This is a genomic window from Burkholderia sp. EMB26 (assembly GCF_024730645.1).
Lineage (GTDB): Bacteria > Pseudomonadota > Gammaproteobacteria > Burkholderiales > Burkholderiaceae > Burkholderia > Burkholderia cenocepacia.
Map to the genome: position 1 here is coordinate 658,449 of NZ_CP078071.1, position 17,862 is coordinate 676,310.

Consider the following 17,862-nt stretch of genomic DNA (forward strand, 5'->3'; position numbering starts at 1 on the left):
TCAGGACGGCGACACGGCGAGCGGCGCGACGCCGGATTCGCCGCCGAGCAGCAGCGCGCCGTGCCCCATGTCGAGCACGGCCGCGAGGCTCTGCACGCCGCCGAGCTTGCGTACGTCGAAAGTCAGCCCGCCGTCTTTCGACACGACGATCGCGCCGCCCTGGCCGACCAGCACGAGTTCGCCATCCGCGAGCTGCGTCGCGCCGAAATACGACACCGGCACGTGGCTGTCGACGTGCGTCCAGGTCGCGCCGTGATCGGTGCTGCGCACCACGTTGCCGCGCATCCCGTATGCGACCCAGTCGCCGTTCGCGAGCATCAGCGCGCCGAACAGCGAACCCGCGTACGGCGACGGCGGCTTGTCCCACGTGACGCCGTTGTCGGCCGAGCGCAGCAGCGTGCCGCTCTCGCCCGCGACCAGCAGGTTGCCGCGGCCGTCACCGACGATCGCGTTCAGGTGGCGGTCGCCGGCCGGCGTCTTCACCGTCCGCCAGTTGACACCCGCATCGTCCGAGCGCAGCAGCTGGCCGAAGCTGCCGGCCGCGAACAGCGGGCCGTCGGCGGTGCCCCAGATCGACAGCAGCGGATCGGAATGGTCGTGGTCGATGTGCACCTCGCGCCAGTGCATGCCCGCGTCGTCGCTGCGCACGATCCGCCCGTCGTGGCCGACCGCGATCCCGAGCGTCGGCGTGATGAAGCGCACCTGCGTGAGCGTCGATGCCGGGTCGTGCGCGATCGCCGCCGGCCGCCAGTGCGCACCCGCGTCGTCGCTCAGCAGGATCACGCCGCGCTCGCCGACCGCGACGATGCGCGTCGTGCCGGCACGGGCGAGCCCGTTGATCTGCAATCGGTCGGCATGGATCGCGGTGACCGGGAACGCCGGCAGCGGGCGCGGCGAGAATGCGAACAGCGCGGCGCCGAGCACGAGCGCCGATATCGCGAGTCCGGGCAAGGTTCGTTTCATGCTTGTCTCCTGTGTCTGCGGTCGACGGCGGCAGGCGCCGAAGCGCCGGCCACCGTCGGCCGCCAGTCTCCGGGCCGTCGGTCGTTGCCGCGGCCTCGAAGGGTCCTGAATGGATGGCCGCTCGTGCGGCGCGGCTCGTCCGCGTGCCGCTACCGGACGTTATGCGCCGACGTCGAACAGCGCGGCCGCCCCCATCCCGCCGCCGATGCACATCGTCACGACCGCGTGCCGCACACCGCGCCGCGCGCCTTCGAGCAACGCGTGCATCGTCATCCGCGTGCCCGACATCCCGAACGGATGGCCGAGCGCGATCGCGCCGCCGTCCACGTTCAACCGGTCGTCCGGGATGCCGAGCGTGTCGCGGCAGTACAGCGCCTGGCACGCGAATGCCTCGTTCAGCTCCCACAACCCGACGTCGGCCACGGTCATCCCGAAGCGCGCCAGCAGCTTCGGAATCGCGAACACCGGGCCGATACCCATCTCGTCCGGCGCGCAGCCTGCCACCGCGAGGCCGCGGAACGCGCCGAGCGGCGTCAGCCCGCGACGCGTCGCCTCGGCGCGCGACATCACGACCACGGCCGCCGCGCCGTCCGACAGCTGCGATGCGTTGCCCGCGGTCACGAACTCGCCCTGCTCGACGAGCTTGCCGCCGCTCCACGACGGCTTCAGCCCCGCGAGCCGCTCGGCCGTCGTGTCGGCGCGCACGCCCTCGTCGCGCGCCGCGCGCACCGCTTCGTGGCCGGCCGGATTGCCTTCCTTGTCGAACAGCGCGCGCCGCACGTCGAGCGGCGCGATTTCCGCGTCGAAGCGGCCGGCTGCCTGCGCGCCGGCGGTGCGCTGGTGGCTCTGCAGCGCGAATGCGTCCTGCGCCGCGCGCGAAATGCCGTAGCGGCGCGACACGATCTCGGCCGTTTCCATCATCGCGATGTACGCGTCGGGCTGGTGCTCGAGCACGGCCTGCGAACGCGCGCGATACGCGTTCTTGTGCTTGTTCTGCGTGAGCGAGATCGACTCGACGCCGCCCGCGACGACGATTCGCGCATCGCCCGCGCCGATGCTGCGCGCCGCGCTCGCGATCGACATCAGGCCCGACGAGCACATGCGGTCGATCGCCATCCCCGGCACCGACGCCGGCAGCCCGGCCGCCGCGGCCGACAGACGGCCGATGTTGTAGCCCTGCGTGCCCTGCTGCGCGGCGCAGCCGATCAGCACGTCGTCGACGTCGGCCGGCGCGACGCCCGCGCGTTCGAGCGCGGCGCGCACGACGTGGCCGCCCAGCGCGGGCGCCTCGGTGTCGTTGAACATGCCGCGAAACGCCTTGCCGATCGGCGTGCGTGCGACGGAAACGATGACTGCGTCTTCCATGTGCTGGCTCTCTGAATCGGAAACTAGAAGTAATAGCGGCTGATCGTGTCGGCCACGCAGCCGGGCCTGGCCTCGCCGTCGATCTCGACGGTCACGCGAATCCATGCCTGCACGCCGCCGTCGAGCGGCTCGACGCGCAGCAGCTCGCCCACGCCGCGCACGCGTGCGCCGACCTTCACCGGCGCGGGAAAACGGATCCTGTCGCAGCCGTAGTTGACGCCGAGCCGCGCGCCGTCGATGCGCACGATCTGCGGCAGGAAATGATTGACGAGCGCCAGCGTCAGGTAGCCGTGCGCGATGCACGCGCCGAACGGGCCGTCCTTCGCACGCACCGGATCGACGTGCACCCACTGGTGATCGCCCGTCGCATCGGCGAAGCCGTCGATGCGGATCTGGTCGATCGCGAGCCACGCGCTCGCGCCGAGCGTGTCGCCGACGGCGGCCGCGAGTTCGCCGGGATGCGCGAACACGCGCGGCGTCGCGCGGACGGAGTCGAGGGTCGTATCCATCATGCGTGCTGGCTGCTGACCGACAGCACTTCGCCCGTCATGTACGACGCGTAATCGCTTGCCAGGAACACCATCACGTTCGCAACCTCCCAGACTTCGGCGGCGCGCCCGAAGGCTTCGCGCGACGCCAGTTGATTCAGCAAATCGGCCGGAGCCGACTTCTTCAGAAAATCGTGCATCGCGATGCTCGGCGCGACCGCGTTGATGCGCACGCCGTACGGCGACGCCTCGAGCGCCGCGCAGCGCGTGAGCGCCATCACGCCCGCCTTCGCCGCCGCGTAGTGCGCCTGTTCCGCCTGCGCACGCCAGCCGAGCACCGATGCGTTGTTGACGATCGCGCCGCGGCCGCGGGCCTGCATGTGCGGCAGCATCGCGCGCGTCATCCGGAACGTCCCAGTGAGGCTAATGTCGATCACGCGCGACCATTCGGCATCGTCCATATCGACGATGCGGGTCGATCCGCCGAGCCCGGCGTTGTTGATCAGCACGTCGACGCCGTCGAGCCTGTCCTGCGCTTCGGCGACCAGCGCCTGCACGTCGGCCTCGACCGCGACGTTGCACAGGCGGCCATGGACCTGCTGCAGCCCGGTTTCCGCGCGCAGCGTCTCGACGGCCTGTGCGAGGCGCTTGTCGTGGATATCCGAAATGAACAGCGCGCGGCAGCCTTCCTCCGCGCAGCGGCGCGCGGCCGCGAAGCCGATGCCGGCGCCCGCGGCAGCCGTGATCAACACCGATTTGCCGGCGAGCAACTGATGGCCGGGAACGTATGCCGGCGCTTTCTGGATCTGGGGTTCGGTCATGCTGTGCCTCGTGGTTCTCTTGGCATGCCGAGCCCGCGCTCGGCCATGATGTTGAGCTGGATTTCGTTGGTGCCCGCGTAGATCGTGTCCGCGCGGGAGAACAGGAATACGCGCTGCAGATGGGTGAGCTTGTCGTCGGCCGGATCGAGCACGTTCGCGCGCGGGCCGAGTGCGTCCATCGCGAGCTGGCCGAGATCGCGGTGCCAGTTCGACCAGAAGTACTTGTAGATCAGCGCCTCGCGCCGCAGCGACGCACCCGAGCCGCCGTCGGCATCGTCCGCGCCGGACAGCATCCGCAGCGCGTTGTAGCGCATCACGCGCAGCCCGGCCCACGCGCGGCCGATCCGCTGGCGCAGCACGGGGTCGCGGTCCGCGCCCGATTCGCGCGCCGCGTCGATCACCCATTCGAGTTCGCGGACGAACTGCATCTGCTGGCCGAGCGTCGACATCCCGCGCTCGAAGCCGAGCAGCGTCATCGCGATCCGCCAGCCGTCGCCGGCCGCGCCGACCAGATCGCGTGCGTCGGCCCGCGCGCCGTCGAAGAACACCTCGTTGAATTCCGCGCCGCCGTTGAGCTGCCTGATCGGCCGGATCTCGATGCCCGGCTGGTCGAGCGGCATCAGCAGGAACGACAGCCCCTTGTTGCCCGTCGACGCGGGATCGGTGCGGGCGAGCACGAAGATCCAGTCGGAATCGTGCGCGAGCGACGTCCATACCTTCTGGCCGTGCACGCGCCACGCGCCGTCCGGGTCCTGCTCGGCGCGCGTGCGGACGTTGGCGAGGTCCGAACCCGCGCCGGGCTCCGAGTAGCCCTGGCACCAGAACTGCGTGCCGGCCAGGATGCCGGGCAGGAAGCGCGCGCGCTGGTCGTCGGTGCCGCACGCGACGAGCGTCGGCCCAAGCAGCCCTTCGCCGATGTGGCCCATCCGTCCGGGACCGCCGGCGCGCGCATATTCCTCGTGAAAGATCACCTGCTCGGCGACCGAGAAGCCGCGCCCGCCCTGGCGGGTCGGCCAGCCGAGGCCGGTCCAGCCGCCGTTGGCCAGTTCGCGCTCCCACGCCTTGCGCAACGCGGGCCACGCTTCCTCGTCGCCGGGGCCGCCGCGGTATTTCAGGCATGCGAATTCGCCGGTCAGGTGCGATTGCACCCAGTCCGCCACTTCGTGCCGCAATTGCCGTTCACGCGTTTCGCTGTTCATTGGAGGGCTCCTGCGCGCGCGGCCGACGCACGCGTGGCGATCGAAACCGGCGACGCTGCCCGTGCTTCGTCGCGCGGCGATGCGCCGCCGTCGATCGCACGGGATGCGATCCATTCGAGCAGGTGCGGCGTGCTGCCGAACTGAGCGCTCGACGCCTGTGCGCGCTTGAAATAGAGATGCGGGTCGTATTCCCACGTGAAACCGACGCCGCCATGCAACTGGATCGCTTCCTGCGCGCAGAACGCATACGCATCGTTCGCGGCGGCCTTCGCGGCCGCGATGTCGGCGCGCAACGCGGCGCCCGGCATCGCGCCGGTTTCGGCATCCCATGCGTGCGCGGCGCCGAGTACGGCCGAACGCGCCGCTTCGATCAGCACCATCATCTGCGCGCATCGATGCTTGACGGCCTGGAACGACGCGATCGCCCGGCCGAACTGCACGCGCTGGCTCGTGTAGTCGAGCGTCAGGTCGAGGCATTGCTGCGCGCCGCCGAGCTGTTCGGCGGCCAGCGCGAGCGCCGCGAACCAGGCGGTGCGTTCCATCGTCCGGGCCGTGGCGGCGCCGACGGCGAGCAGCGCGTCGCGGCTCACGCGCGTTTCGTCGAGGACGATGCGCGCGATCGGCCGCGTCGCATCGAGCGTGTCGAGCGGCGTGACGGTCAGGCCCGTTGCCGTTGCGACGTCGATCGCGAACAAACCGATCGACTGCCCTTCGTTCGCGATCCGGGCGGGAATCAGCAGCAGATCGGCGCGCACGCCGTCGATCACCTGTGCGACCTCGCCGGACAGCGCGTAGCCGCTCGCGGCCTCTTCCGCGACGACCTGCAACGACCACGAACCTGCGGGCATCTCGAATGGCAGCGCCAGCGTCGCACTGCACGCGCCTTCGGCGATCTTTGCAAGCCAGCCGGCGGCGCCGGCCGCCTCGCGGCAGCCAGCCAGTGCGGTCGCCGCCAGGCACGCGGTCGAAAAATACGGCACGCACGCGACGCGCCGGCCGAGCTGCTCCATCAGCACCGTCTGTTCGACCGCGCCGAGCCCGAGCCCGCCCGCCGCTTCCGGCAGCGCAAGCGCGTTCCAGCCGAGTTCGCCCGCGAGCGCGGCCCACAGCGCATCGTCGCGGCCGGCCGATTGCTCGATCGCGCGGCGTACGTCGGCGGACGCGCTGCGTTCGGCGAGCACGTCGGCCGCCGCGTCGCGGATCATCGCCTGTTCGTCGGTGAGCGCCAGATCCATCGGTCAGCTCCCGTACACGCGCTGCGCGGGCCGCGCGTCGGCCAGCAGTCGAGCAACCGCCGGGCCAACCTCTGCCGCCGCCCAGCGCGCGCCGCGATCGACACGGGGGCCGGTGCGCCAGCCTTCGGCGACCGCGATCATCCCGCCCGCGACCTCGAACACCTGGCCCGTCACGTCGGCCGACTGCGCGCTGCCGAGCCACACCACCAGCGGCGCGACGTTGGCCGGATCGAAATAATCGAAGCCGCCGTCCTCGGGCTTCTTCATCATGTCGGCGAACACGCCTTCGGTCATCGACGTGCGCGCGGCCGGCGCCAGCGCGTTCACGCGCACGCCATAGCGCTGGAGTTCCGCCGCCTGCATCAGCGTGAGCGCGGCGATCCCCGCCTTTGCCGCGCCGTAGTTCGACTGGCCGATCGAGCCTTGCAGCCCGGCGCCCGAACTCGTGTTGACGATCCGCGCGTCGACCGGGTTACCGGCCTTCGCGGCGTCGCGCCACGCGCGTGCCAGCACGCTCGACAGACAGAAGTGGCCGCGCAAATGCACGCGCATCACGTCGTCCCAGTCGGTTTCGGTCATGCTCGTGAACATCTTGTCGCGGCAGATGCCCGCGTTGTTGACGAGCACGTGCACGTCGCCGAACGCAGCGCGTGCGGCATCGACGATCCGCTGCGCCGTGTCGACCCGGGTGATGTCGTCCGAATTCGCGAGCGCGCGGCCGCCGCGCCGCGCGATCTCGTCGCACACGGCCTGCGCGGCGTCGTGCCGGATGTCGTTGACGACGACCGCCGCGCCCTCGGCCGCGAACGCGAGCGCGTATTCGCGCCCGAGCCCGCCGCCCGCGCCGGTGATGATGACGGTGCGTCCGTTGCAGATTCCCATGCTGGTGCCTCGTGGATCCTGAGATGGTGAAAGTGACGCGCTCACAGGCGCTCGATGATCGTGACGTTCGCGAGGCCGCCGCCTTCGCACATCGTCTGCAGCCCGTAGCGGCCGCCCGTGCGTTCCAGCTCGTGCAACAGCGTCGTCATCAGCCGCGCGCCGGTCGCGCCGAGCGGATGGCCGAGCGCGATCGCGCCGCCGTTCGGGTTGGTCTTTTCGTGCGGAAAACGCGTATCGGCCAGCCACGCCTGCGCAACCGACGCGAACGCCTCGTTCAGCTCGACGACGTCGATCCGCGCCAGATCGAGCCCGCTCTTCTTCAACGCAGCCCGGGTCGCCGGAATCGGCGCGGTGAGCATCCACAGCGGATCGTCGCCGAGCACGCTCAGGTGATGAATGCGTGCGCGCGGCGTGAGGTCGTAGCGCTTGAGCGCCTCCTCCGACACGATCAGGAGCGCCGCGGCCGCATCGCAGGTCTGGCTCGCGACGGCGGCCGTCAGCGAGCCGCCCGGCGTCAGCGGTTCGAGCGTCGCCATCTTGTCGAGCGACGTGTCGGGGCGCGGCGTCTCGTCATGCATCACCCCTTCGAACGGCACGATCTCCCGCTTGAAATGACCGGCCTCGATCGCCGCGACCGCGCGGCGGTGGCTCTCCAGCGCGTAACGCTCCATCGCGTCGCGCGACAGATTCCAGTGATCGGCGATCCGCTGCGCGGCGACGAACTGCGACACCGGCGCGTCGCCGAAGCGCGCGCGCCAGCCGGCGCTACCCGAGAACGGATCGGTGAAGCCGAGCGGCGCCGCGCAGGTCATCGCGGACGAGATCGGGATCTGCGTCATCGTCTGCACGCCACCGGCGACGACCACGTCCTGCACGCCGCTCATCACGGCCTGCGCGGCGAAGTGCACGGCCTGCTGCGACGAGCCGCACTGGCGGTCGACCGTCACGCCCGGCACCTGCAGCGGCAGCCCGGCCGCGAGCCAGCAGGTACGCGCGATGTTGCCCGCGAGCGGGCCGATCGTGTCGACGCAGCCGAACACCACGTCGTCGTATTCGTCGGCCGGGATCGCGTTGCGCTCGACGAGCGTCTTCAGCACGAAGCCGCCGAGGTCCGCCGCATGCACGTGCGCGAGCCCGCCCTTGCGGCGGCCGGTGGGCGTGCGCAGCGCGTCGACGATATAGGCTTGTTTCATCGGTTCGTTTCCTCGAAATCGAAGGTCTGCGCGGGGCCGATCGGCAATGCGTCGCCGAGGATCGCGTCGGCCACGCGGGCCTTGTGGAACGCGCTGTCGCCCCAACTGCCGGACAGCGCCCAGATGCGCTTCATGAAGATCTGCAGATCGAGCTCCCACGTGTAGCCGATCGCGCCGTGCACCTGCATCGCGTGGCGCGCGGCCAGTTGCGCGGCCGACATCGCGGCGAGCTTCGCGTGCGACACGAACACCGCGCGCTGCGGGTGATCGTCGGCGATCGCCTGCGCGGCGCGCGCGACCACCGGCCGTGCGAACTCGTAGCGGATGGCGACGTCGGCGAGCAAATGCTTGAGCGCCTGGTACGAGCCGATCGCCTTGCCGAACTGCTTGCGCTGCGCGCTGTAGTCGATCGCGACGTCGAGCACGCGCTGCGTGAGGCCGAGCAGTTGCGCGGCGACCGCGAACGCGCCATGGTCGAGCGCGCGGTTCAGCAGCGGCGCGGCTTCGTCGGCGCTCGCGATGCGGGTGGCCGCCGACGGCTCCCAGTCGAGCGTGAACAGGCGCCGCGACGGATCGACGCTGTCGACCGCGCGCCATGCGCACTGCGCGGGATCGACGCGGTGCAGCTCGCCGCGGTGTTCGCACAGCAGCGTGTCCGCGACATGCACGTCGGCCGCATACGGGTTCACCGGATGCACGAGCGCGACGCGCGCCCGCCCTTCGGCGATGTCGCGCAGCAGCGCGTCGCGCCAGTCGCTCGCGGGCAGCCGCGCCAGCACGCCGGCCGACACGAGCGCCGTGTCGAGCAGCGGCTCGGGGCTGCCGAAATAGCCGTAGGCCTGCGCGAGCAGCGCCCATTCCGCTTCGGTCAGGCCGAGGCCGCCGTGTGCTTCGGGCACCGACACGGCGGTCAGCCCCTGCGACGCGAACAATGCCCACAGGTCATCCGAGCGCCCGGTCGGCGTCGCCCACAGCTCGCGGATCAGCTCGGGCGTCATCTCGGTCATCAGCAGGCGCTTCACGCTGTCCGCGAGCGCTTCCTGGTCTTCATCGAATACGAAATCCATACGATGTCCGTTCAGTGAGTGTCGCCGGCGCGCTTACGCGCGCGGCATGCCGAGCATCCGTTCGGCGACGATGTTGCGCTGGATCTCGTTGGTGCCCGCGTAGATCGTGCCGGCCTGCGCGAACAGGAAACCGTCGAGCCAGTGGCCGAGCGTCGCGTGCTGCGCGGCCGTCTGCGGGACGACCTCGCCATGCGCGCCGAGGATGTCGAGCGCGGTCTGATGCATGCGCAGGTCGAGCTCCGACCAGAACACCTTGTTGGTGCTCGACTCCGCGCCGATGTGGCCGCCCTTCAGCAGCCGGCTCGCGGTCGCATAGGTCGACAGCGCATACGCCTGCGCGTCCATCCAGGCCTGCACCACGCGTTCGCGCAGCGTCGGATCGCGGTCCGCGCTGTCGCGGTGCGCGAGATACAGGTCGCGCAACGCCTGCGCGGTGCGCTGGAAGCGCGCGGGCGAACGCAGCATCAGCCCGCGCTCGAAACCGGCCGTCGCCATCGCGACCTGCCAGCCGGCGCCTTCGGCCGCGAGCCGGTTCTCGACCGGCACGCGCACGTCGTCGAAGAAAATCTCCGCGAAGCCGGTCTGCCCGTTCAACTGGCGGATCGGCCGCACCGTGATGCCGGGCGCGGACAGCGGCACCATCAGGAACGTCAAGCCGTGGTGACGCGTCGATTCGGGATCGCTGCGGAACAGCCCGAACAGCCAGTCGGCCCACACCGCGCGGGTCGACCAGATCTTCTGGCCGTTCAGCACGTATTCGTCGCCGATCCGGGTGGCGGTCGTGCGGATCGCGGCCATGTCCGAGCCCGCGTTCGGCTCCGACCAGCCCTGCGCCCACACGTGCTCGCCGGCCGCCATCGCGGGCAGGAAGCGCGCCTTCTGCGCATCCGTGCCGAAATCCATCAACGTCGGCCCGAGCAGGAAGATGCCGTTCTGGTTCACGCGCATCGGCGCATCCGCGCGCCAGTACTCTTCCTCGAAGATCAGCCATTCGATCAGGTCGCAGCCGCGCCCGCCCAGCTCGCGCGGCCACGTGACCATGCTCCAGCGGCCCGAGTGCAGCGTGCGCTCCCATTGGCGGTGCGCGGCGAAGCCTGCCTCGGTGTCGAAGCTCGGCAGCCGCTCGCGCGGCACGTGCGCGGCGAGCCATGCGCGGATTTCCGCGCGAAACGCCTGCTGTTGCGGCGTATAGGTCAGGTTCATGCGCGTGCCTCCGCGGCGCTGGCGCGTGCGTCGAAATGCGCGTCGCGCTTCTCGACGAACGCGGCGCGCGCTTCCGTCGAATCGTTCGTCATGTATGCCTGCAGCGTGAAGCCCTGCTCCCAGCGGTACTTGTCTTCGAGATCGCCGTCCTCGACGCCGTTCAGCGCCTCCTTCGCGAGCCGCACCATCGCCGGGCTCTTCGCGGCGATCTTGCGGGCGATCGCGAGCGCCGCGTCGCGCAGCGCGTCGCGCGTCACCACCTGCTCGAGCGCGCCGAGCCGGTACGCTTCGGCCGCGTCGATCATGTCGCCGGTGAAGTACATCGCGCGCACCTTCTGCACGCCGAACAGCCGCTGCAGGTGCGCGCCGCCGCCCATCGCGCCGCGGTCGATCTCGGGCACGCCGAAACGCGCGCAGTCGGCCGCGACGACGATGTCCGCCGCACCGCAGATGCCGATCCCGCCGCCGAGCACGAAGCCGTGCACCGCCGCGATCACCGGCTTCGGATTGCGGTGCACCGCGCGGAACGTCTCGTAGTTGCCCGCGTTGACCGCCACGATCCGCTCCGGATGCGCGGCCAGCTCCTTGATGTCGACGCCCGCGCAAAAGCCGCGGCCTTCGCCGCGCACGACGATCACGCGCACGTCGTCGTCCTCGCCGAGCGCGTCGAGCGCGCGGGACAGCGCCTGCCAGCCGTGCGCGTCGAGCGCGTTCACCGGCGGATGGGCGATCACCAGCTCGGCGATGCCGTCCGCGCGATCGATCCGGAACGGCATCGCGCCGGCCGGTTGATTGGTTGCTGCCATCTCCATTGCCTCCCTGTGATGTTCGTCATGCGGCCTGCGTCGCTGCCGCGCCGCGCAGCGCGGCCAGTGCGTCGAGACGCTCGCCGGCTTCCGCGACGATTCGCGCGATCAGTGCATCGCACGATTCGATCGCGCCGATCATCGCGGCCGCCTGGCCGCTCGGCAGCACGCCTTCGTCGGGGCGGCCTTCGACGATCGCGCGCTGGATCAGGAACGGCGCGTTCGCGGCCATCAGCGTCTGGCTGGCCGTGTAGTCGTGCGAGCGCAGCGCCTTGATCGCGAGGCCGAGCATGTCGGCCGTGCTCAGCCCGTTCTGGCGCCGCCACGCGTCGGCCGTCTTCAGCGCGAACCACGTGCGGCGCAGCGGGCCGAAACGTTCGAGCTTCAGCAGGTACGGGTTGTCGATCATTCGTTGCGGCAGCCCGTCGAGCGCGTCCGACACGCGGATGCGCGCCGGGTCGCCGACCGCCACGTAGCGCTCGAGCGTCGCGCGCGGCACCGGCGATTCCGCGGTCATCAGGAAGCGCGTACCCATCGCGATGCCGGCCGCGCCGTACGCGAGCGCGGCCGCCAGTCCGCGCCCGTCGAAGAAGCCACCGGCCGCGACGACCGGCACGCGCACCGCGTCGAGCACCTTCGGCAGCAGCAGCGTGGTCGGCACCGCGCCCGTGTGGCCGCCGCCTTCCGCGCCCTGCACCGTCACGATGTCCGCGCCTAGTTCGACGGCCTTCGCCGCATGCTTCGGCGCGCCGACGGTCGGCATGCAGACGATGCCGGCATCCTTGAAACGGCGGATCGTCTTCGCATCGGGGCCGCGCCCGTAGCTGACCGCGCGCAGCCGGTGCTCGATCGCGAGATCGACCACCTGCGCGGCGTTCTTCTGGAACATGTGGAAGTTGATGCCGAACGGCCGATCCGTCAGCGACTTCACCTTCAGGATCTCGGCCTCGACCTGCTCCGGTTCGAGCGTCGCCCCGGCCAGGAAGCCGAATCCGCCGGCGTTGCTCGTGGCGGCGACGAGCCGCGCGTCGGCCACCCAGCCCATCGCGGTCTGCACGATCGGGTAGCGGCAGCCGAGCAGGTCGCACAGCGGCGTATGCAGCGGGCCGTGAAGTGTCGTGCTCATGCGGCGGCTCCGTTGACGGCGACCGGTGCCGGCGCGTCCGCGCGGTCCGCGCCGTTCGGCTGGCGTTGCGAGCTCGCCATGCTGCGGGCGTCGTAACCGCCGAGGCGGTCGCCGCTCACGAGCTCGTTGTGCGCATGCGCGAAGTGATGCCACGCGAACGCCGCGTCCATCGCCGCGCGCTTGCCTTGCAGTTCCTCGACGTGATTCAGCGCCTGCTTGGTCAGCGTGAGCCCGAGGCGCGGCATCGTCGCGATCTTCGCGGCGATCGCGTAGGTCGCGTCGCGCAGCCGCTCGCGCGGCACCACGCGGTTGACCATCCCCATCTGGTACGCGCGCTCGGCCGGCATCCGCTCGCCGAGAAACAGGAATTCCTTCGCGATGCGCGGATTCAGCTCGTACGCGTGGGCGAAATACTCGACGCCCGGAATCCCCATCCGCACGACCGGATCGGCAAAGAACGCATCCTCCGACGCGACGATCAGGTCGCACACCCACGCGAGCATCAGCCCGCCGGCGATGCACGCGCCCTGCACCATCGCGATCGTCGGCTTCGGCAGGTCGCGCCAGCGCCGGCACATGCCGAGATACACCTCCTGCTCGCGCGCATAGAGGAATTCGCCGCCTGCCTTGTCGACGTGGTCGTACCACAGCGACGCGCGCTCGAACGACTCGTGGATGTCGCGGCCCGGCGTGCCGATGTCGTGACCGGCCGAGAAATGCTTGCCGGCGCCCGCGAGCACGATCGCCTTCACCGCGTCGTCGTGCGCCGCGCGCCGGAACGCCGCGTCGAGCGCATACGTCATCTTCGAGTTCTGCGCGTTGTGGTAGTCGGGGCGGTTCATCGTGATCGTCGCGATGCCGTCCTCGAGCGCGTAGTCGACGACACCGTCGCCGAACGTCATCCGGGTCGCTTCCATGTCGGCCCTCATCCCCGGCGCGGCGCCGGATTGTTGCGCACGATCGTCGCGCGCAGGTTGTGCGGATCGAGCGCGCGCACGATGCGCAGGTCTTCCGCGTTCGGCGCTGCCGTCGTGCCGATGTCCGGCGAGGCAAGCAGCGGGAAACCGGTCGCGTCCTGCACCTCGTCGAAGCTCACGCCCGGGTGCAGCGAGCGCACGCGGATCGCGTGGTCGGGGCCGCCGAAATCCATCACGCACAGGTCGGTGACGATGCTGCGCAGGTCGACGAAGGTCTTCATCCCGGGCAGCCGGCGCGCCGGGTTGTAGCCGACCGTGCACACCATGTCGACTTCGCGTTCGACGAACGTGCGCTTGCCATGGCCGCTGACGAAGAACGAGTTCGCGTGGTTCGTCGTGTTGCCGGGGAAGCCGCGTGCGCCGAGCAACTGGGTTTTCGGGTGCGCGTAGTCGTCGCCGAGCCACGAAATGTTGGCCTGGCCGAAGCGATCGATCTGCGTCGGCATCACCAGCGCATGGCGGCGCCCGTGCCACAGGCAGTCGAACACGCGCTCGTAGGTCATCCAGCCGCTCGCCTTCACGCGATAGCCGTCGGGGCGCGGGCCGAGCGGCACCGGCTCCTCGACGAGATACGCTTCGCCGTCGGTCAGCATCAACCCGTTGTTGTACGCGAGCCGCGCGAGGCCGGCCGCGAGCCGCGGGCCCGTGCCGATGCCGGTCGCCAGCACTTCGCCGTCGTCGCGCCACAGTCGCGCGGACGCGACGATCATCAGTTCCGCGAGGGAATGGTCGAGAGATTCGCTCACAGGCGCTCCTTTACAGAATCGGCAACGGCAGCGTCGTCACGTGCGACAGCCCGCCGACGCCTTCGAGGTACTGACGTTCGTCCTGGCCAACCACGTCGCGCAGGTACGCCGCCGTCCTGGCGTCGTCTTCCGCGCTGGTGCAGTACGCGCGCAGGTGCGGCAGGTCCCAGCCGTAGGCCGGCCCGCACGACGTCGGATGCGCGCCACCCGGTGCGTGCACGACGCCCGCGACGAGCGAGCGCTCGAACGGGTTGCGGCGCGCGGCGTCGAGGTCGTCGCTCGCGAGCGACGCATCGACCGTTTCCGCCGATACGTAGCAGCGCCGCGCGGCGCGCGCCATCCACGCATCGAAGAACGGATCGGGGCCGTCGATGCGCGTGTTGCCCATCCGGTCGGCCGCGTTCACGTGCAGCAGCGCGACGTCGAGTTCGATCGCCGGCATCGCGAGCAGCGTCTCGCAGTCGTCGTACGGCGACTGCACCGTGCGCAGTTGCGGCGCGTGATCGAGCAGCGCGGTGCCGAGCCCGGCGCGCGTCGGCAGGAACGGCAGGCGTGCGGCGGCCGCGCGCAGGCCGAGCTGCAGCATCCCTTCGTCGAGTTCGAGCACGTCGATGCGGCCCTGCTCGCGGGCGCGACGGAAATGCGGCTCGAGCGGGATCACGTCGAGCGACACGAAGCCGAACACCACCTTGCGCACCTTGCCCGCCGCGCACAGCAGGCCCACGTCGGCGCCGCCGTACGCGACGATCGTGAGGTCCTTCAGGTTCGAGCGCGCGATTTCGCGCACCAGCGCCATCGGCTTGCGCCGCGGCCCCCAGCCGCCGATGCCGATCGTCATGCCGTCGGCGAGTTGCGCGACCACGTCGCGCGCGGACATCGTCTTGTCGAGAGGTTTCATCGTCATCGTGCTGGCTTACCGGTATCCGATGCTGAAATCGTGGCCCCACTGGCTCACCTTCGTGGCCTCGAACACCGCGTGCTTCGACCAGTCGACCGTGAGGCCGCCGAAGCCGTATTCGAGATCGAAGCCGCCGGGGGTCTTCATGTAGAAAGAGATCATCTGGTCGTTGCAGTGCCGGCCGAGCGTCGCGGACATCTTCACGTCGTGCGCGGCGACGCGGTCCAGCGCGCGGCCCACTTCGTCCATCGAATCGACTTCGGCCATCACGTGCACGCAGCCGGACGGCACGGCCATCTCGAACAGCGCGAGGCTGTGATGGCGCGCGTTGCGGCAGTGCATGAAATGGATGCGCTTTTCCGGTTCGGCCGGGTCCGGCGTGAACTTCACGCGGTAGATGTCGGACAGCTCGAAGCCGAGCACGCCGCGCACGAACGCATCGGTCGCGTCGAACTGCGGCGCGGGCAGCACCGCGTGGCCGAGCCCCATGTCGCCGGTGACGAAACGCGCGACGCCCAGCGGCGACACGAAGCGGCGAAAGTCGCAGCGTGCGCCCCAGTACAGCTCGTGGCGGTTGCCGGACGGATCGGTGCACCACGCCATCGCCTGCACGCGGCGCAACGCGGCTTCGTCGCGGCTGGCGCGCACCGGCTCGACGCCGGCGCGCTGCAGCGCCGCGAGCGCGGCGTCGAACGCGGCGCCGTCGGGCAATTCCCAGCCCGATGCGAAATAGCGGTCGGCCGCGCCGGGAACGATCACGTAGCGGAAATCGCGCTCGTCCATCTTCAGATAAAGCGCGCCGTCGGGCGCGTCGAGCGCCTGCATGCCCAGCACGTCTTCCGCGTAGCGGCGCCACGCATCGACGCGCGTCGCCTCGACGACGACGTAGCCCAGCGCACGGACATCGATCATGTCGGCCTCCTCCTGGTTCAGAATCCGTTGTTCGTGAAAGGATTCTGGCCGGTCGGGGGTGGCGTTACATCGTCTGTTGGGACGAGAGGACGGGCGGTAAAAGGCGGGGATGGCGGCGCGGAAGCGCGCCGCAGGAGGATTCGGTGCTCGGCGGGTGAAAGGTGGCGGCCGGTCACGGCAGCCAGGGCGGTGCGTTCGCCTGCCGGGCGGTCACCGCCCGCCCCGGCTTCGCGCGACCGGCAGACCGCCTGCCGCGACGTTACTCGAACGGATTCAGCAACTGGACGCCGGTGCGAGCGAAATCGTCGACGTTGCGCGTGACGACCGTCAAATCGTTGATCAACGCGGTGGCCGCGATCAGCTTGTCGAGTTCGTGCGTCGGATCGGGCACGCGCAAATGCCCCCACATCTGGCCGGTTTCGACATCGACCGGCAGGATGTTCGGCGCATAGCCGGACAGGATCATCGTCAGCCAGGCCTCGAGCGCCGACGCCTGGCTGTGATCGCCGCGATGACGGATCAGGTCGACACCGCGCCGCAACTCGGCCACCGTCACGACGGACAGGTAAAGCGGGCTCGCGTCGGCTTCGGCCTGCCTGAAGAACGCCCGCACGCCGCGGTTGGTTCGCTTGCCCTTCCTGATTTCGCTGATGACGTTCGTATCAATCAAAAATGCCTGACGTTCCGGCATATTTCCTTTTGTTTTCAATCGGTTGAGTGCAGATTTTGAGCCAAAAACACCGGTCAAAGTCTGCACCTTGACGCCAGTAAAATCAAGGACTTGCCATAGGGTTCTGAACACCATATTTGCTCGGTTCGTCTGCGATGCTAGCTCATAATGGCGATCAGGTTTAGGCATACAACGAAGCCGACGCACGCCGAAATGAGATAGTTCGTCGTTAGCATCCAACGTTTGCTCCATCAAGGCTCACACGACACATGTTTATATTCATCGACGAATCTGGAACGTTCTCATTTTCCGATAAGGAGAACGCTTGGTGCGCGATCGCCGCCTTCGTTGTGCCTGAATCAAAGCGACGTCCATTAGACGCGCTCGTCTCAAAATTGCGCTTCACGCACGGCGCAGGGGCCGAAGTAAAACTAGGGGCTATCCCGGAGGATGATTTCGTCAAATTCCTGACCGAATTGAGAATATTGGGGGGTATAGTTTTCTCGGTAGCCGTCGACGTCAGCCTGCATCGTCGTGATGAAATACAGTGCCATCAGGAACTTCAGGTCGCCAAGATCAGGAAAAATATTGACCACATGCTATACGAAGGTGGCCGGAGGGCGGTCACAGACCTCGCGGACAAGATCAGCGCGCTGCCGTTGCAGCTCTACACGCAACTTGTACTGCAAGCTGAACTCGTACATACGGTTGTGAAGTATGCGACCGCATACTACGTGCAACGAGAACCCATAGCTTTGGCTCACTTTCGGTGGCGCGTGGATCAGAAGGATCGCATACCCAATCCGTATGACAAGGCATTCCAGAGTATCTTGCCGGGAGTGCTGCAGACTAAGTCGTTGCGAGATCCCATGATCATTATTGAAGGTGAAGACTATCGTCACTTCAAGCGATTTGAGTATGCCCCCGGCACTGAACCGAACTATCTCAAAGAGACTTATGGATTGGATGTCGACACTAGAAGTGGAAACGCCGCGAACATCGGGAAGATTATCAACGATGACTTTAAATACGTGGACTCGCAGAAAGTCTCCGGCGTTCAAGTTGCAGACTTGATTGCCTCAGGCATACGTCGCGTCCTTCGAGCAAACTTTGACGCCCCCGAGATAGTAGCGAGGGCACTGGGCATGAATATGCTCCAAGCGCCTAAGGGCGAGACGACAGTTCGCTTGCTATCGCTGGATCAGGAGGGGATACCCGATGACAGTGCGACAGCGTTTGTTCGACTCATGAGCAGATACTCTCGACCAATGTTGACGAAATAGTCGATTTGATGCGAGCGAACAAGCGTGG

General features: G+C 68.8%; 18 protein-coding genes. 1 reads left to right on the plus strand and 17 read right to left on the minus strand.

Annotated features, from left to right (window positions below):
- From KU887_RS19645 to KU887_RS19725, 17 genes are all read right to left on the minus strand, one after another.
- The gene (locus tag KU887_RS19645; RefSeq protein WP_034202296.1) at positions 1 to 963 is read right to left on the minus strand and encodes a YCF48-related protein; all 963 of its coding nucleotides are present in this window, start codon (positions 961 to 963) and stop codon (positions 1 to 3) included.
- A 159-nt stretch (positions 964 to 1,122) separates the two neighbouring features.
- Entirely contained in the window at positions 1,123 to 2,328 is a 1,206-nt protein-coding gene (locus KU887_RS19650) for an acetyl-CoA C-acyltransferase (RefSeq protein ID WP_060263952.1), read from the minus strand.
- Positions 2,329 to 2,351: 23 nt separating this feature from the next.
- Entirely contained in the window at positions 2,352 to 2,837 is a 486-nt protein-coding gene (locus tag KU887_RS19655) for a MaoC family dehydratase (RefSeq protein WP_060263954.1), read from the minus strand.
- The gene (locus KU887_RS19660; protein ID WP_006481546.1) at positions 2,837 to 3,637 is read right to left on the minus strand and encodes an SDR family oxidoreductase; all 801 of its coding nucleotides are present in this window, start codon (positions 3,635 to 3,637) and stop codon (positions 2,837 to 2,839) included. Before KU887_RS19660 ends, KU887_RS19655 begins: the two co-directional genes overlap by 1 nt.
- On the minus strand, positions 3,634 to 4,836 hold the full coding sequence (locus KU887_RS19665) for an acyl-CoA dehydrogenase family protein (RefSeq protein WP_058903168.1): 1,203 nt from the start codon (positions 4,834 to 4,836) through the stop codon (positions 3,634 to 3,636). The genes KU887_RS19660 and KU887_RS19665 overlap by 4 nt, the downstream gene beginning before the upstream one ends.
- Positions 4,833 to 6,071 carry an acyl-CoA dehydrogenase family protein gene (locus KU887_RS19670; RefSeq protein WP_258257392.1) on the minus strand — a complete coding sequence of 413 codons (1,239 nt, stop codon included), beginning with the start codon at positions 6,069 to 6,071 and terminating at the stop codon, positions 4,833 to 4,835. Before KU887_RS19670 ends, KU887_RS19665 begins: the two co-directional genes overlap by 4 nt.
- A 3-nt stretch (positions 6,072 to 6,074) precedes the next feature.
- A complete protein-coding gene (locus tag KU887_RS19675) occupies positions 6,075 to 6,953 on the minus strand; it encodes an SDR family oxidoreductase (RefSeq protein WP_006494776.1) in 879 nt (292 codons plus the stop codon).
- A gap of 41 nt (positions 6,954 to 6,994) precedes the next feature.
- A complete protein-coding gene (locus KU887_RS19680; RefSeq protein WP_006494775.1) occupies positions 6,995 to 8,146 on the minus strand; it encodes an acetyl-CoA C-acetyltransferase in 1,152 nt (383 codons plus the stop codon).
- Positions 8,143 to 9,213 carry an acyl-CoA dehydrogenase family protein gene (locus KU887_RS19685; RefSeq protein ID WP_006494774.1) on the minus strand — a complete coding sequence of 357 codons (1,071 nt, stop codon included), beginning with the start codon at positions 9,211 to 9,213 and terminating at the stop codon, positions 8,143 to 8,145. Before KU887_RS19685 ends, KU887_RS19680 begins: the two co-directional genes overlap by 4 nt.
- Before the next feature lie 33 nt (positions 9,214 to 9,246).
- Positions 9,247 to 10,416 carry an acyl-CoA dehydrogenase family protein gene (locus KU887_RS19690; protein ID WP_006481533.1) on the minus strand — a complete coding sequence of 390 codons (1,170 nt, stop codon included), beginning with the start codon at positions 10,414 to 10,416 and terminating at the stop codon, positions 9,247 to 9,249.
- Positions 10,413 to 11,228, minus strand: a complete 816-nt coding sequence (locus KU887_RS19695; protein WP_034202288.1) for an enoyl-CoA hydratase family protein — start codon at positions 11,226 to 11,228, stop codon at positions 10,413 to 10,415. The genes KU887_RS19690 and KU887_RS19695 overlap by 4 nt, the downstream gene beginning before the upstream one ends.
- Before the next feature lie 19 nt (positions 11,229 to 11,247).
- Positions 11,248 to 12,348, minus strand: a complete 1,101-nt coding sequence (locus KU887_RS19700; RefSeq protein ID WP_258257398.1) for a nitronate monooxygenase family protein — start codon at positions 12,346 to 12,348, stop codon at positions 11,248 to 11,250.
- Positions 12,345 to 13,265, minus strand: coding sequence for an enoyl-CoA hydratase (locus KU887_RS19705; protein WP_006481536.1), 921 nt, complete (start codon positions 13,263 to 13,265; stop codon positions 12,345 to 12,347). The genes KU887_RS19700 and KU887_RS19705 overlap by 4 nt, the downstream gene beginning before the upstream one ends.
- Before the next feature lie 8 nt (positions 13,266 to 13,273).
- On the minus strand, positions 13,274 to 14,071 hold the full coding sequence (locus tag KU887_RS19710) for a CoA-transferase subunit beta (RefSeq protein WP_006481539.1): 798 nt from the start codon (positions 14,069 to 14,071) through the stop codon (positions 13,274 to 13,276).
- 10 nt (positions 14,072 to 14,081) lie between these two features.
- Complete coding sequence (locus KU887_RS19715; RefSeq protein WP_258257403.1) at positions 14,082 to 14,975, minus strand: CoA transferase subunit A; 894 nt, start codon at positions 14,973 to 14,975, stop codon at positions 14,082 to 14,084.
- A gap of 9 nt (positions 14,976 to 14,984) precedes the next feature.
- Positions 14,985 to 15,881, minus strand: coding sequence for a VOC family protein (locus tag KU887_RS19720; protein WP_058903174.1), 897 nt, complete (start codon positions 15,879 to 15,881; stop codon positions 14,985 to 14,987).
- A gap of 259 nt (positions 15,882 to 16,140) precedes the next feature.
- A complete protein-coding gene (locus KU887_RS19725) occupies positions 16,141 to 16,572 on the minus strand; it encodes a type II toxin-antitoxin system VapC family toxin (RefSeq protein WP_258258411.1) in 432 nt (143 codons plus the stop codon).
- A gap of 248 nt (positions 16,573 to 16,820) precedes the next feature.
- Here KU887_RS19725 and KU887_RS19730 point away from each other — a divergent pair, with 248 nt between their 5' ends.
- The gene (locus KU887_RS19730) at positions 16,821 to 17,834 is read left to right on the plus strand and encodes a DUF3800 domain-containing protein (RefSeq protein ID WP_258257407.1); all 1,014 of its coding nucleotides are present in this window, start codon (positions 16,821 to 16,823) and stop codon (positions 17,832 to 17,834) included.
- Positions 17,835 to 17,862 lie beyond the last annotated feature (28 nt).

Bases quoted from the DNA above. Each gene is read 5' to 3' on its own strand.
- KU887_RS19645 (WP_034202296.1), bottom strand. From the start codon at position 963: ATGAAACGAACCTTGCCCGGACTCGCGATATCGGCGCTCGTGCTCGGC.
- KU887_RS19650 (WP_060263952.1), bottom strand. From the start codon at position 2,328: ATGGAAGACGCAGTCATCGTTTCCGTCGCACGCACGCCGATCGGCAAG.
- KU887_RS19655 (WP_060263954.1), bottom strand. From the start codon at position 2,837: ATGGATACGACCCTCGACTCCGTCCGCGCGACGCCGCGCGTGTTCGCG.
- KU887_RS19660 (WP_006481546.1), bottom strand. From the start codon at position 3,637: ATGACCGAACCCCAGATCCAGAAAGCGCCGGCATACGTTCCCGGCCAT.
- KU887_RS19665 (WP_058903168.1), bottom strand. From the start codon at position 4,836: ATGAACAGCGAAACGCGTGAACGGCAATTGCGGCACGAAGTGGCGGAC.
- KU887_RS19670 (WP_258257392.1), bottom strand. From the start codon at position 6,071: ATGGATCTGGCGCTCACCGACGAACAGGCGATGATCCGCGACGCGGCG.
- KU887_RS19675 (WP_006494776.1), bottom strand. From the start codon at position 6,953: ATGGGAATCTGCAACGGACGCACCGTCATCATCACCGGCGCGGGCGGC.
- KU887_RS19680 (WP_006494775.1), bottom strand. From the start codon at position 8,146: ATGAAACAAGCCTATATCGTCGACGCGCTGCGCACGCCCACCGGCCGC.
- KU887_RS19685 (WP_006494774.1), bottom strand. From the start codon at position 9,213: ATGGATTTCGTATTCGATGAAGACCAGGAAGCGCTCGCGGACAGCGTG.
- KU887_RS19690 (WP_006481533.1), bottom strand. From the start codon at position 10,416: ATGAACCTGACCTATACGCCGCAACAGCAGGCGTTTCGCGCGGAAATC.
- KU887_RS19695 (WP_034202288.1), bottom strand. From the start codon at position 11,228: ATGGAGATGGCAGCAACCAATCAACCGGCCGGCGCGATGCCGTTCCGG.
- KU887_RS19700 (WP_258257398.1), bottom strand. From the start codon at position 12,348: ATGAGCACGACACTTCACGGCCCGCTGCATACGCCGCTGTGCGACCTG.
- KU887_RS19705 (WP_006481536.1), bottom strand. From the start codon at position 13,265: ATGGAAGCGACCCGGATGACGTTCGGCGACGGTGTCGTCGACTACGCG.
- KU887_RS19715 (WP_258257403.1), bottom strand. From the start codon at position 14,975: ATGACGATGAAACCTCTCGACAAGACGATGTCCGCGCGCGACGTGGTC.
- KU887_RS19720 (WP_058903174.1), bottom strand. From the start codon at position 15,881: ATGATCGATGTCCGTGCGCTGGGCTACGTCGTCGTCGAGGCGACGCGC.
- KU887_RS19725 (WP_258258411.1), bottom strand. From the start codon at position 16,572: ATGCCGGAACGTCAGGCATTTTTGATTGATACGAACGTCATCAGCGAA.
- KU887_RS19730 (WP_258257407.1), top strand. From the start codon at position 16,821: ATGTTTATATTCATCGACGAATCTGGAACGTTCTCATTTTCCGATAAG.